Raw genomic sequence first — 11,887 nt, forward strand, 5'->3', positions numbered from 1 at the left:
GTCAGCTGCCCACGCCGATGCCGCGGCGTTCCAGCGACCGCAGCCAGCGACCCGGTTCGCCCTCCGCGCGGTCGGCGCTGGCCACGGCCCGGTGGGTGAGCAGCACCAGCGGCCAGCGCAGCGGTTCCGGCGGGAACGGGCGGGGCAGGTCGCGGACCATCCGCAGCCGGGTCAGCGGGGTGTCCCGACCGAAGACCAGGTCCAGGGCCACGAGCGCGGCGAACCGGGACGACGCCAGCCCCAGTCCGCTGAAACCCGCCACCCCGGCCAGCCCGCCGTCCAGCGCGGTGGCGAACGCGGGGGTCAGCGTGCTGGTCGTGTCGACCGGGCCGCCCCAGCGGTGGGTGAACCGGACGCCGTCCAGCTGCGGGAACGTCGCGGCGAAGGTGGCGGCCAGCGCGCGGTGCGCGGTCGGCCGGTCGCCGAGCCGCGCGGCGGTGCGCCCGCCGTAGAAGTAGGCGCTGTCGTAGCCGCCCCACAGGATCCGCCCGTCCGGTGTCGGGCGGTAGTAGTGGAACCGGCGCGCGCTGTCGGTGACACCCTGGCGCTCGCGCCAGCCCAGCTCCCGCCACTGCTGGTCGGACAACGGTTCGGTGACCAGGGCGTAGTCCCACACCGGCAGCACCCTGCGGCGCAGGGCGCGCAGCGGCGCGCGGTAGGCGTTGGTGGCGAGCACGACGCGCTGCGCGATCACCGTCGCGCTCGGCGTGCGCACCCGGATCCGGCCGGGATCGCCGCGCACGCCGCGGACCGGGCTGCCCTCGCGGATGCGCACGCCGGCCCGTTCGGCCACTGCGGCCAGCCCGTCGGCCAGCCGCACCGGATCGACCAGTCCCCCGGCCTCGGGCAGCCGCACCGCGGCCAGGTATCCGGGCGAGGCGATATCGGCTCGGATCCCGCCCGCGCCTTGGAAACGAGCGGCCATGCCGTATTCCCGGTACAGATCCGCCTCATCGCGCACCTCGCCGACCTGGTGCGGCGCGGTGGCCACGCTCGTCTTGCCGCACATCCGCAGGTCCGCGTCGATGCCGTGCTCGGCGGCGAACTCGGCGATGGCCGCCTGGTTCTGCAGCCCGTAGGAGGCCAGGCGCTTGTTCTGCTGCGGCCACCGAGCGTGCCCGTTGTGCAGCCCGTGCGTGAGCGATTCGGACAGGAAACCACCGCTGAACCCGGTCCCGCCGCAGGCCACCGCATCCGCTTCGAGCAGCAGCACGTCCAGGTCCGGGTTCTGCTCGCGCGCCAGCACGGCGGTCCACAGCCCGGTCAGCCCACCGCCGACGACGACGAGATCGGCGCGGTCGCCCGCCCGCGCGGGCTCCCGCCGCTGCGCGCGGGCACCGCCGGTCCAGTACGGCACGGGTTCGGCGTCGCGCAGCGGTTCGCTCATTCCCACCACGGGCGGTATCCCGGTCCGTGTTTGCCGAGCCGGCGCACATCGCGCGCGATCTGGCGCGTCTCGCGGGCCGTGCCCGGTGCGTAGCCGTGCTTGATCGCGCGGTGCTCGGCGGTCTCGCCCGAGTAGCAGATCGAGTAGAACAGCCCGACCAGCAGCCCGAGCAGGATGGCGTTCAACCGGATCCACAGCGGGCCGGGCAGCAGCACGAGCAGGCAGAACGGCGCGAGCTGGGTCAGCGCGCGTCCGAGGTGCCGCAGCATCCACGTCCGGCAGGTGACGTCGTGCAGCACCCATTCGGCGCAGTGCTGCGGGAGCCGGCCGCCGAAGGCGTACCAGACCCACTGCGCGGGATTGGGTCGGTTCATCACCACCGGTCCAGGATATCGGCCGCGTTCCGGGCACCGGTACGTGCAGTCGGGGCGCACGCAGACCGAGGTGCATCACCCGTTCGGCGGGGCTGCGTAACGGGATCGGCGCTACCGGCGATCACCTCAACGAAAGGGGTGTGAGAACCGTGTTCGTGGTGATCGTGGCGTTTCTGATGGTGTTGGCCATGGGGCTGGTGATGTTCACCGATGTCGTCGACGATGGGGGCAAGAACCTGAAGTCGACCGTGGTGCACCTGGTGTCCCGCGGCCTCCGACCGACGGGGCGGTGACGTCCGAAGTGGAGCCCGGCCTCTGCTCGCCAGAGGCCGACGCACCCGCCATTCCGCACGCGAACCGCGGTTCGTGCGGCCGCAGGACACGAGACCTCCCGGAGTGATCACCCCCTGCGGATTCCTGGAGCTCGGCGCCTCCGCACGGTGAACGGGACGAGCTCCGCCGCGCGATAGCTCTCCGCGCCCGGCGGCAGGCCCGCCCGGTGTACCGAGTCGGTACCGGCCGAACCGCACCGGAGCTCGTGCGCGCTCATCCACCGCGTGCGCCGCTGCGCGCCTCCCGGGAGTCGACGCTCGTCAACCTCGCGAACCCCCAGCCTTCCCGATTTCCCAGCGCAGAGACCCGGACGTCCGTTCCCCGGCTCCCCGGGGCTTGACGCACGGCGCAGCTGGTTGGATAGTTCATTACATGAGTAATGAACCAGCTTACCGACGAGCCGATCGTCCGCGCGCCGACCGGGGGTGTGCGCGGTCGCATCGACCCGGCCGGTACCGCAGCGCAGCGGCGGGGTCGACGTGATGGACGAGGGGCGGCCGCTGTTCCTGCAGATCGCCGAGCAGATCGAGAACTCGATCCTGGACGGCTCGCTGCAGGAGGAGCAGCAGGTGCCGTCCACCAACGAGCTGGCGGCCTTCCACCGGATCAACCCGGCCACCGCGGCCAAGGGGATCAACCAGCTGGTCGCCGACGGGATCGTTTACAAGAGGCGGGGGATCGGGATGTTCATCGCCGCGGGCTCCACCGAGAAGCTGCGCTACAAGCACCGCGAGCAATTCGCGCAGGAGTACCTGCGCCCGCTGATGGCCGAAGCCCGCAAGCTCGGCCTGTCCGCGGACGAGCTCAAGAAGATGATCGACGACTGGGGGCACGGATCATGAGTACCGCACTGCGCACACGGGGCGTCACCAAGCACTTCGGCGGTACCGCCGCGCTGCAGGACGTGGACGTCCGCGTACCGGAACACACGATCACCGGGTTGCTCGGGCGCAACGGCGCGGGCAAGACGACGCTCATGCAGGTGCTCTCCGGCCAGATCATCGCGGACAGCGGCACCGCCGAGGTGTTCGGCGAGCACCCGTTCGAGAACGAGCGCGTGCTGCGGCAGATGTGCTTCATCCGCGAAGGCCAGAAGTACCCGGACAACTTCAAGGTGCGGCACGCCCTGCGCGCGGCGGCGATGCTGTTCCCGCGCTGGGACGGCCCCTACGCCGAGGCCCTGCTGGCCGATTTCCAGCTGCCCACCGACCGGCCCATCAAGAAGCTGTCCCGCGGGATGTTCTCCGCGCTGGGCGTAGTCATCGGACTGGCCTCCAGGGCTCCGCTGACGTTCTTCGACGAACCCTACCTCGGGCTGGACGCGGTGTCCCGGCAGCTGTTCTACGACCGACTGCTGGCCGACTACGCCGAGAACCCGCGCACCGTACTGCTTTCCACGCACCTCATCGACGAGGCCGCCGACCTGATCGAGCACGTGGTGGCGATCGACGCGGGCAGGGTCGTGCTCGACGACGCCACCGACCGGTTGCGCGGCGACGCGGTGACGTTCAGCGGCCCGGCGACGCTGGTCGACGAGCTAGCCGGCGGCCGGACGGTTCTGCGCCGCGAGCAGCTCGGGGGGACCGCGCGGGCGACGGTGCGCGGCGAGGTTCCGCCGGCCGAACGGGAGGCGGCCGAATCGCGCGGGCTCGACTTCGAACCGGTCTCGCTGCAGCAACTCATCGTGCACACCACCGCGCCGTCGCCGGGCGGCACGGCTTCCGAGGGGACCCGCTCATGAACCGCGTGCTCAACATCGCCCGCGTCCAACTGCTGACCCCGGTCAGCTCGATCGCGCTGCCATGGCTGATCCTGGCGCTGTCGATGGCGATCAACCTCGCGATCTTCGCGCTGCTTCGGGACGAGGAGTCGGCAACCACGGGCGGATTGTCCACATTGTACATATTCGTGTTCGTCGCCGCGCTGATGATCGTCCGCGAGCACTTCCCGTTCTCCCTGGGGCTCAGCGTCACCCGCCGCATGTTCTTCGCGGCGACCGCCGGCCGCGCCGTGGCCGAGGCGCTGGTCTACGGCGCGGTGCTGCTCGTCCTGGCGCTGATCGAACGCGCCACCGGCGGCTGGGGCGTGCAGATGACCTTCTTCGACCTGCCGTACCTGCAGGAGCTCGGCCCGGTGCTGCGACTGCTGAGCTACGCGGGACCGCTGCTGCTCATGTCGTTCCTGGGCATCTTCATCGGCACGCTCACCAAGCGCTGGGGCAACACCGGCATGTTCACCGTCACCGCCGCGGCGCTGATCGTGCTCGGTGGGGGCTCGGTGCTGATGACGCTGCAGCAGTGGTGGGGGCCGTTCGGGACCTGGATCCTCGCGCAGCCGGTCGCCACGCTGACCATCGGTTACCCGGTGCTGCTGGCCGCGCTGCTGGCCGGTGGCGGGTACCTCGTGCTGCGTCGCACCACACCCTGACCGGTGCAGGGCGGGCACGTCCCGCCCTGCACCACGCCCGCCGCGCCACGACAATCGGTCGCACCGAGAGCCGAGAAGCGCGCGAGCATCGAAACCATCGTGATCGCCGCGGTTTTCGGACGCGAACCCGCGGCGGTGATCGGGAGGAGCGGCGATGGACGACACCGGGCAGGTCCGGGTGGAGGGTTCGGCCAAGCGGGTCCGCGCGCATCTGGCCGGCCAGGTCGTCGCCGACAGCAGGAACCCGCTGCTGGTGTGGGAACACCCCTACTACCCGACGTACTACCTGCCCGCCGAATCGGTGCGCGCCCAACTGGAACCGACCGGCGCGACGCAGCGGGTACCGGGGATGGGCGGCGGAACCGTGTGCGACGTGTCGGTGCGCGGGGCGACGGCGCCGGGCGCAGCGGTGCGCTTCGAGGCGCCCTCCGGTGGGCGCGATCCACTGGTGCGGCTGGAATGGGCCGCGATGCAGCAGTGGTTCGAGGAGGACGAGCCCGTCTACACGCATCCGCGCGATCCGTACAAGCGGGTGGACGTGCTCGCTTCCTCGCGGCACGTGGTGGTCCGCGCCGAGGACGTCGTCGTGGCCGATTCGGTCCGGCCCCACGTGCTGCACGAGACGGGGCTGCCCCCGCGCTACTACCTGCCGCAGACGGACGTGCGCACCGATCTGCTGCGTCCGTCGGACACCCGGACGCACTGCCCGTACAAGGGCGCGGCGACCTACTGGGACCTGGTGGTCGACGGGGCCGAGCACCGCGACGCGGCGTGGTGCTACCGGACACCGCTACCGGAATCGCAGAAGATCGCCGGGCTCGTCTGCTTCTACGACGAACGGATCGACCTGTCCGTGGACGGGATGCCGCAGGAACACCCGCGGTCCTGATCGGCGACCCCGCAGCAGTGCGGAGCGCGCGGGTGCCCGGGGAAGGGCAGCGCGTGCAGCTCGGCGAGCACCCGGGCCAGCGTGCCCGGAACCTCCCAGACGACCGCACCGGTGCTGCGCACCACGCGGCAGGCGAACGCGTGGTCGCGCCCCGGCACCCACAGCAGGTCCTCGGCGCAGCGCCACCGGAAGCCCCCGAGCAGGCCCCGCTCGCCGCCGAGCTCGCGCAGCACCCAGCCCTGGTTGGCCAGGCTGCGCAGCCCGAGCACCTCCGGGTACGGCCACAAGCCGTTCCCCGCTCCCACCGGCCGGCGCACGCGCCGATGGGCTCCGCGCGCCCGCACCGCAGTCCGCACCCGCACCTCCCGCACCGGGCGGGTCGCAGCACCGCCCGAGTACGAGCCTGCGCCCCGCTGCGGAGCCCGTCCACGGGGGATCGTTCAGATGCTGAAAATCCGGCGGGCGGGGAGACTCCCGCCGCGCGGCACACGTCCGGCCCACACCCCGGTTCGAGATGCGGGCCGGTCGCGGCGTCCGGAAGCGGCGGTCAGCCGCAGAGCTTCCAGTCGCCCTCTTCCTTGACGAGCTTCAGGTCGACGGACTGCGGCTCGACCTCCGGCATGGAGGTCTCGATCTTGGCCGTCCCGGTGTCGCCGTTCTCCTCGACGCCCTTGAGGGTCGTCTTGACCTGCTTGAGCTGTTCGAGCTCCTCCGGGCCCGCCTGCTGCAGGAACTGGTCCTTCTCCTGCTGGACCTGCTCGATCTGCGGCATCGCCTGCGAGCACACCACGGCGCGGTAGTCCTCGGCGTGCACGCTCTTCGGGTCCTGGGTCTCGCGGGAGGACAGTTCCACGTAGCGCTCGGCCGCTTCCTGCGCGGAATTGCCGCCGAGGAACACGTAGGCCGCCGCACCGGCACCGCCGAGGATGATCACGGCGGCCGCGACCACGCCGATGATCACCGCGGGCTTCTTGCTCTTCTTGCGCCCGGGTTCCCCACTGGTGGCCGGATCCTGGGCTGCGGGGTGTCCCGCCTGGTCGCCCGGTCCGTTGCCGTGCTGCGCGGAGAATTTCTGCGTCGCCGAGAGGTCGTGCACGGTGGTCGGTTCCTCGGCACCGGCTACGTGCTCGCCGGACCGCCCGGCGGTCTCGGCAGAAGAGTCCTCCGAAGATGTCCGGTCCGCGGCGCCGGCATCCTCCGCGCTGGACTCACCGGCGCCGTCGCCGGCGGCCGCTGCGGACCCGTCCTGCGGTTCACCGGACGCACCCGCCTGCGGCTGGTCGTCCCGCGGCTCCCGAGGCTCGTCCGAGCCTTCCTGGCCGGGTCCCTGGGGTGGAGAGGTCATGCTGGCCTTTCTTGGGTTGGTGTTGTCCCACTCCCATGTGTACTTGACACAGCACTGCAATTTCCACCGGCACGCGGATTCGCGATCACCGATTTCCCACCGCCCGGGCCGCACCGCCTGGGCACGGACCCGATCTCGGGCACGACCTCGCCCGCACGAGCGACCCCCGAGATCACGCCGGACCCGGGGCCGGGGCGCCGGAAGGCCGCTCGGAAACGGCGAACTCGGCCACATCGGACGCGTAGTCGAACCGGTCGGCGACATCGAGCAGCCCCAGCAGCTGGTCGACGACCCGGTTGCCGGTGACCAGCACGAGCCGCACCCCGCACATCAGCGACCGGTGCCCGGCCTCCAACAGGGCCACGACCCCGTGCGTGGACAGGAACGTCAGGCCGGACAGGTCCAGCACGACGGTCTGCGCCCCGGGCACCATGCGCGCCCGCAGCCACTCGCCGAACCCGGTCGCGGCGTTGATGTCCAGCACGCCGTCGGCCTCGATGGCCAGCACCCCGGGCGCCGGGCTGTGCGCGCGCAGCCTGAGCGTCCCGCCACCGGGAACGATCGCCGCTCGCGGCGCGGGAATCCGACCGTCGGCAGCCTGCTCGTCGAACATCCAATACCTCCACACCGATCACCTGGCCCCGGCGAACCTCCGCCGCCGAGGACGTCCTCCACGCTACGACAGATATGGCGCTGACCTGCGAATATGACCTTTAATAACGGTCACAACACGAACCGTGCGCATGGCGGACCCCTGCTCGACAGAGTCGCCCGGGCGGGTGACGAACCCGGTCGCGCTGCGCAACCAACCGACCGGACCGGTGCAGGGCGGCCCGATCCGGCCGCCGGAACGTCGATGAGAAGATCCGGGTGGAGCTGCGACGCCGCCCGCTCCGCCCCACCCCGCTCGGAACCGCGCACCCGCGCGCGTTCGCGACCAGGAGGATCCCGTGCACCCCCAGCTGCTCCCGGCGCTGCTGGCCGCAGCGGTCGCCGCCGTCGCGGCCGTCGTGCTGTTCGTGCCCTACGTGGCACGCCAGCACCGGCGCCGCGGCGAGCTCGGCGCGGGCCACGTAGGGCTGGCCGGCGTCGCACTGCTCTACGCGCTCGCGCTGGCCGCGTACGTGCTGGTGCCCTTCCCCCAGGTGTCGCCGGGATTCTGCGCTCGGCACGGCACCACTCCGCAGTGGGCACCGCTGCGGTTCCTCGACGACATGGTGCGCTCACCCGCCTCCGACGGGCTGGCGGCCGTGCTGCGCGACCCCGCGCTGACCCAAATCCTGCTCAACGTCGCCCTGTTCGTCCCGTTCGGCATGCTCGTGCGGCACCTCGGCGGCCGCTCGGTGCCCGCCGCCGCACTGCTGGGCGCGGGCGTGTCGTTGTTCGTGGAAAGCACGCAGGGCACCGGGATCTGGTTCCTGTACCCCTGCCCGTACCGGCTGTTCGACGTGGACGACCTGCTCGCCAACGGCTCCGGTGCGCTGCTGGGCGCCCTGCTGGCGCCGCTGCTGCGCCTCGTCCCGGGCCAGCGCGTCTCCGATCCCGATCCGTCCCGCGCCCGACCGGTCACCGCCGCACGGCGCCTGCTCGGCGCGGTCTGCGACCTGCTGCTGATCAACCTCACCGGCGTGCTGCTCGGCACGGTCTACCGGCTCGGCATCCTCGCCGCGGACGGCGGGCTGTTCGCCGCGCAGGCGAATCCGGTCGAATCGGTGCCCGGGCACGAACTCATCGGATTCGTCGAGTACTGGCTGCCGTGGGTGCTGCTGTGCGTGCTGGCACCGCTGGTGGGCAGCGGGGCAAGTCCGGGACAGCGGGCGGTCCGGTTGACCTTTCGCACCCGGGCGGGTGCGCGCCCGCGCCGGGCGGCCCGACTGCTGCGCAGCGCACTGGGCATCGGCGGGTTCTGGCTGCTGTTCCTGGTCACCGGGGCGCTGGAGGAATCCGCCCCGGCGCTGCCCACTGCGACCGGGATCGTGCTGGTGGTCTCGGCGGTGGGCATCATGCTGACCCGCCACGGTCTCTCCGGTGCGCTCTCCGGGCTGCGGGTGACCGACAACCGCGCGGTGCGCGGGCCTGTCGCCCAGCCCACCGAACCGGTCCCCGCCTGAGAGCGCGCGCAGCGGCGGCCGGACGCGGACAATGCGATCGGGCGGACGGATGGCGGCGCGAGGAGCGGCATGGACCTCGAACTCGGGTGGTTGGCCGGGCCGCGCACGGCCGGCGCGGTCGTGACCACCGGCGTGTTCGACCTGCTGCACCGCGGGCACGTCGACTTCCTGCGCGGACTGGCCGGCACCGGGCGCCCGGTGCTGGTCGGCGTGGAGTCCGACGAGCGGGTGCGCGCCGGCAAGGGACCCGGGCGCCCGATCAACCCGGTCGCCGACCGCGCAGCGGTGCTCGCCGAACTGCGCAGCGTCGCGGCCGTGTTCGCGATCAGCGGCCCCGCGCGGATCAGCGGGGCGGAGGACTACGCGCGGCTACTGGCACCGCTGGCTCCCGCGGTCCTGGGGTTCACCGAAGGCGATCCCCACCGCGCGGCCAAGATCCGCGGCGCAGACCTGCTCGGTGCCGAGGTCGTCGAGCTGCGGCTGCTGCCCGAGCGCTCCACGAGCCACCTGCTGGCCCGGCTGCGCGCCACCGGGCCGTGACGGTCAGCCGCGGCCGAGGAACGGCATCGCGGTAGCGGTGACCGTCATGGACTGCACGGTGGCCGACAGCGGCAGCCCCGCCATGTACAGCACGGCTTCGGCCACGTGCCGCGCGTCGAACGTGGGTTCCGGGCGCACCGTCCCGTCGGCCTGCGGGGCACCCGTGGCGATGCCGGAGGTCATCTCGGTGGCCGCGTTGCCGATGTCGATCTGCCCGCAAGCGATGTCGTGCGCGCGCCCGTCCAGGGCGACGGATTTCGTCAATCCGCTGATCGCGTGCTTGGTCGCGGTGTAGCCGACGGTGCCGGGCCGCGGGCTGTGCGCGGAGATCGACCCGTTGTTGATGATCCGGCCACCGCGGGGTTCCTGGTCGCGCATGGTCCGGAAAGCCTGCTGGGCGCACAGGAACGCGCCGGTCAGGTTCACCCGCACCACCTCGTCCCAGTCCGCGGCGTCCAGGTCGCCGACCGAGCCGGGCGCCCCGAAGCTGCCCGCGTTGTTCACCAGCAGGTCCACCCGGCCCCACCGGTCGCGGACCGCGTCGAACACCTCGCCCACCGACCGCGGATCGCCGACATCCCCGGGCAGCACCAGCGCCCCGGATCGCTGCCCCGCGGTGTCGCGCAGCGGTCGCTCCCGCCTGCCGACCAGCGTCACCCGGTAGCCCTCGTCGAGCAGCGCGCGGCTGATTTCCCGGCCGATGCCGGATCCGGCACCGGTGACCACGGCGATGCCCCGGTCGTCCATCCGTCCTCCCGTTGCGTCTTCGCGTCGGCGACCTCTGCCCCACCTTCGCACGGCGCGGTGCCGTCGCGATCCCGCCTGCTCACCCGGGCCAGCCCAGCGCGGTCAGCCCGGTGTCACCGGCGCGGTAGGCCGTGATCCCGGCCGCCGCGTACTCGATCGTGCCCGCGGGCAGCCGGTCCAGCGGGAACCACGCCAGCCGGTAGCACTTGCCCGGTTCGCGGTTGACCGGGGTGCCGGTCCAATGCCGGGCGGTGAAGAAGTGCCCGATCCGGGCCGGAACACCGGGGGCCACCGCGTGCACCACGTGGCAGTGGGTCAGCGCGTCCGGTGCGAGCTGCACGCCGATCTCCTCGCGGGCTTCGCGCACCGCGGCCGCGGGTAGGTCCTCGCCCGCGTCGAGCTTGCCGGACGGCAGGTGCCACATCCCGTCGTAGGCGTCACCGCGGCGCATGCTCAGCAGCACCTGCCCGTCGCGGAGCAGCAGCACGTGCACGTCGACGATGTGCCGGTCGATCACCCGTCCCCCTTCGGCCGAGGGCAGGTTACCGAGTGGACGCGGTGCGCCTCACCAGCGGTCGTGGTGCAGCACGTCCTCGATCGGCCGCCGCGGCGCCGGGTGGAACCGGCTGCCCAGCGGGTGGGCCACGGCCAGCAGGGCGGCTTGGCGCACGTGGTCGGGCAGACCGAGCACCTCGGCGGCCTCGTCGCTGCGGTTGAGGTGCAACGAGGTCACCGACGAGGCCAGGCCGTTGCTGCGCAGCGCGAGCATCGCGCTCCAGATCGCCGGCCAGATCGAGCCGTAGTACACCGAGTGCGCCGCGTGCTCGACCGGCTCGGGATAGCCGAGGGCGCGGAAGCGATCCGCGAAGTCCTCCGGCGCGACCACCAAGCACGGGACCAGCAGCACCGGAACCTCGTGCAGGTGCTCGGCCAGGTGCTCGGACGCCTGCCACACGCCGGTGCGGGCGGGATCGGACCGCGCCTGCTCGGCCATGACGTCCAGGTACGGGCGCGCGGCCGAGCGGTAGCACTCGGCGAGGGCACGGCGGGTGTCCGGATCGGTGACCAGCACCCAGTGCCAGGGCTGATCGTTGGAGCCGTTCGGGGCCTGCGCGCTGATCCGCAGGCTGTCCCGCACCAGATCCAGGTCCACCGGGGTCCGCAGGTCGAGCCGGCGGCGCACGGAGCGCGTGGTGGTCAGCAGCTGCCGGCAGGTCAACCCGCCGCCGTCTGCGGGCGCCGGTCCGTCCATGGTGGTGAGCTCCTCCGCGAATCGGGTGCGGCCCGCGTCAGCCGGACCAGGGGTGCTTGTCCCCGTCGACCTTGGGGAGTTGGTGCACGAGGATCCGCACCTGGTGCGGGACGGGCAGCGCGCCGTGCGGTTCGCCCGGCTCGATCACCACCAGGTCACCGGCCGCGACGTGCTCGGTCCGACCGTCGATCCAGTACGCGGCGTCGTCGAGGAAGTAGAAGGTCTCGCACATCCAGCGGTGGAAGTGCCGGTCCTCCGCGAAATGCGGGTGGTGGGTGGCCAGCAGGTGGGCGACCCGACCCAGGCCCGGCACCTGCCGGTCGGACAGCGGGGTCACCACGCGGCCGTTGGGCCGCTGTTCCCGATCGACCTCGGCTGCTCTGGTCACGTGCACGGTTCCCCCTCCGACAACGCCGCCGTGCTTGCCTCCAGTTGACTCGAACTCGAAACTACCTACACGGTAACAGCTTTCGGAAGACCAT

The 11,887-nt window shown here is 72.1% G+C and carries 16 protein-coding genes; 7 read left to right on the forward strand and 9 right to left on the reverse strand.

The annotated features are described in order from the left end of the window. Position 1: 1 nt before the first annotated feature. Positions 2 to 1,387, reverse strand: a complete 1,386-nt coding sequence (locus IQ251_RS12740; protein ID WP_193928743.1) for an NAD(P)/FAD-dependent oxidoreductase — start codon at positions 1,385 to 1,387, stop codon at positions 2 to 4. Next, positions 1,384 to 1,767 carry a DUF5313 family protein gene (locus tag IQ251_RS12745; protein WP_193928744.1) on the reverse strand — a complete coding sequence of 128 codons (384 nt, stop codon included), beginning with the start codon at positions 1,765 to 1,767 and terminating at the stop codon, positions 1,384 to 1,386. Before IQ251_RS12745 ends, IQ251_RS12740 begins: the two co-directional genes overlap by 4 nt. 134 nt (positions 1,768 to 1,901) lie before the next feature. Here IQ251_RS12745 and IQ251_RS12750 point away from each other — a divergent pair, with 134 nt between their 5' ends. The 5 genes from IQ251_RS12750 (at position 1,902) to IQ251_RS12770 (ending at position 5,410) form a co-directional block, all read left to right on the forward strand. After that, positions 1,902 to 2,054 (forward strand): hypothetical protein, encoded by a 153-nt coding sequence (locus IQ251_RS12750; RefSeq protein ID WP_193928745.1) that lies wholly within the window; start codon positions 1,902 to 1,904, stop codon positions 2,052 to 2,054. Positions 2,055 to 2,576: 522 nt separating this feature from the next. Continuing rightward, positions 2,577 to 2,936, forward strand: coding sequence for a GntR family transcriptional regulator (locus IQ251_RS12755; protein ID WP_193928746.1), 360 nt, complete (start codon positions 2,577 to 2,579; stop codon positions 2,934 to 2,936). Beyond that, the gene (locus IQ251_RS12760; RefSeq protein ID WP_193928747.1) at positions 2,933 to 3,835 is read left to right on the forward strand and encodes an ABC transporter ATP-binding protein; all 903 of its coding nucleotides are present in this window, start codon (positions 2,933 to 2,935) and stop codon (positions 3,833 to 3,835) included. The genes IQ251_RS12755 and IQ251_RS12760 overlap by 4 nt, the downstream gene beginning before the upstream one ends. Beyond that, complete coding sequence (locus tag IQ251_RS12765; RefSeq protein WP_193928748.1) at positions 3,832 to 4,521, forward strand: hypothetical protein; 690 nt, start codon at positions 3,832 to 3,834, stop codon at positions 4,519 to 4,521. Before IQ251_RS12760 ends, IQ251_RS12765 begins: the two co-directional genes overlap by 4 nt. A gap of 154 nt (positions 4,522 to 4,675) precedes the next feature. Continuing rightward, positions 4,676 to 5,410, forward strand: coding sequence for a DUF427 domain-containing protein (locus tag IQ251_RS12770; protein WP_193928749.1), 735 nt, complete (start codon positions 4,676 to 4,678; stop codon positions 5,408 to 5,410). On the opposite strand, the gene IQ251_RS12775 is transcribed toward IQ251_RS12770, so the two are convergent. From IQ251_RS12775 to IQ251_RS12785, 3 genes are all read right to left on the reverse strand, one after another. Beyond that, positions 5,350 to 5,727, reverse strand: coding sequence for a hypothetical protein (locus IQ251_RS12775; protein WP_193928750.1), 378 nt, complete (start codon positions 5,725 to 5,727; stop codon positions 5,350 to 5,352). The genes IQ251_RS12770 and IQ251_RS12775 overlap by 61 nt on opposite strands. A gap of 230 nt (positions 5,728 to 5,957) precedes the next feature. Beyond that, complete coding sequence (locus tag IQ251_RS12780; protein ID WP_193928751.1) at positions 5,958 to 6,755, reverse strand: Rv0361 family membrane protein; 798 nt, start codon at positions 6,753 to 6,755, stop codon at positions 5,958 to 5,960. A 172-nt stretch (positions 6,756 to 6,927) separates the two neighbouring features. Next, positions 6,928 to 7,368, reverse strand: a complete 441-nt coding sequence (locus IQ251_RS12785) for an STAS domain-containing protein (RefSeq protein WP_193928752.1) — start codon at positions 7,366 to 7,368, stop codon at positions 6,928 to 6,930. A gap of 337 nt (positions 7,369 to 7,705) precedes the next feature. On the opposite strand from IQ251_RS12785, the gene IQ251_RS12790 reads away from it, so the two are divergent. Together IQ251_RS12790 and IQ251_RS12795 are read left to right on the forward strand one after the other, a co-directional pair. Continuing rightward, positions 7,706 to 8,866, forward strand: coding sequence for a VanZ family protein (locus IQ251_RS12790; protein ID WP_193928753.1), 1,161 nt, complete (start codon positions 7,706 to 7,708; stop codon positions 8,864 to 8,866). A gap of 69 nt (positions 8,867 to 8,935) precedes the next feature. Continuing rightward, a complete protein-coding gene (locus IQ251_RS12795) occupies positions 8,936 to 9,406 on the forward strand; it encodes an adenylyltransferase/cytidyltransferase family protein (protein ID WP_193928754.1) in 471 nt (156 codons plus the stop codon). Positions 9,407 to 9,409: 3 nt separating this feature from the next. On the opposite strand, the gene IQ251_RS12800 is transcribed toward IQ251_RS12795, so the two are convergent. The 4 genes from IQ251_RS12800 to IQ251_RS12815 all read right to left on the reverse strand — a co-directional run bounded on the left by IQ251_RS12800 (position 9,410) and on the right by IQ251_RS12815 (position 11,793). Further along, positions 9,410 to 10,153, reverse strand: coding sequence for an SDR family oxidoreductase (locus tag IQ251_RS12800; protein WP_193928755.1), 744 nt, complete (start codon positions 10,151 to 10,153; stop codon positions 9,410 to 9,412). A gap of 79 nt (positions 10,154 to 10,232) precedes the next feature. After that, positions 10,233 to 10,670, reverse strand: coding sequence for an NUDIX hydrolase (locus IQ251_RS12805; protein ID WP_193928756.1), 438 nt, complete (start codon positions 10,668 to 10,670; stop codon positions 10,233 to 10,235). A 48-nt stretch (positions 10,671 to 10,718) separates the two neighbouring features. After that, positions 10,719 to 11,405 carry a nitroreductase family protein gene (locus tag IQ251_RS12810; protein WP_193928757.1) on the reverse strand — a complete coding sequence of 229 codons (687 nt, stop codon included), beginning with the start codon at positions 11,403 to 11,405 and terminating at the stop codon, positions 10,719 to 10,721. Between the two features lie 37 nt (positions 11,406 to 11,442). Further along, the gene (locus tag IQ251_RS12815; RefSeq protein WP_193928758.1) at positions 11,443 to 11,793 is read right to left on the reverse strand and encodes a cupin domain-containing protein; all 351 of its coding nucleotides are present in this window, start codon (positions 11,791 to 11,793) and stop codon (positions 11,443 to 11,445) included. Between the last annotated feature and the right edge of the window lie 94 nt (positions 11,794 to 11,887).

Origin of the sequence: Saccharopolyspora montiporae (assembly GCF_015209505.1) — a bacterium.
In the GTDB taxonomy this organism is placed as follows: Bacteria; Actinomycetota; Actinomycetes; order Mycobacteriales; family Pseudonocardiaceae; genus Saccharopolyspora; species Saccharopolyspora montiporae.

Coding starts and splice junctions, on each gene's coding strand:
- IQ251_RS12740 (WP_193928743.1), bottom strand. CDS start 1,387: ATGAGCGAACCGCTGCGCGACGCCGAACCCGTGCCGTACTGGACCGGC.
- IQ251_RS12755 (WP_193928746.1), top strand. CDS start 2,577: ATGGACGAGGGGCGGCCGCTGTTCCTGCAGATCGCCGAGCAGATCGAG.
- IQ251_RS12760 (WP_193928747.1), top strand. CDS start 2,933: ATGAGTACCGCACTGCGCACACGGGGCGTCACCAAGCACTTCGGCGGT.
- IQ251_RS12765 (WP_193928748.1), top strand. CDS start 3,832: ATGAACCGCGTGCTCAACATCGCCCGCGTCCAACTGCTGACCCCGGTC.
- IQ251_RS12770 (WP_193928749.1), top strand. CDS start 4,676: ATGGACGACACCGGGCAGGTCCGGGTGGAGGGTTCGGCCAAGCGGGTC.
- IQ251_RS12780 (WP_193928751.1), bottom strand. CDS start 6,755: ATGACCTCTCCACCCCAGGGACCCGGCCAGGAAGGCTCGGACGAGCCT.
- IQ251_RS12785 (WP_193928752.1), bottom strand. CDS start 7,368: ATGTTCGACGAGCAGGCTGCCGACGGTCGGATTCCCGCGCCGCGAGCG.
- IQ251_RS12795 (WP_193928754.1), top strand. CDS start 8,936: ATGGACCTCGAACTCGGGTGGTTGGCCGGGCCGCGCACGGCCGGCGCG.
- IQ251_RS12800 (WP_193928755.1), bottom strand. CDS start 10,153: ATGGACGACCGGGGCATCGCCGTGGTCACCGGTGCCGGATCCGGCATC.
- IQ251_RS12810 (WP_193928757.1), bottom strand. CDS start 11,405: ATGGACGGACCGGCGCCCGCAGACGGCGGCGGGTTGACCTGCCGGCAG.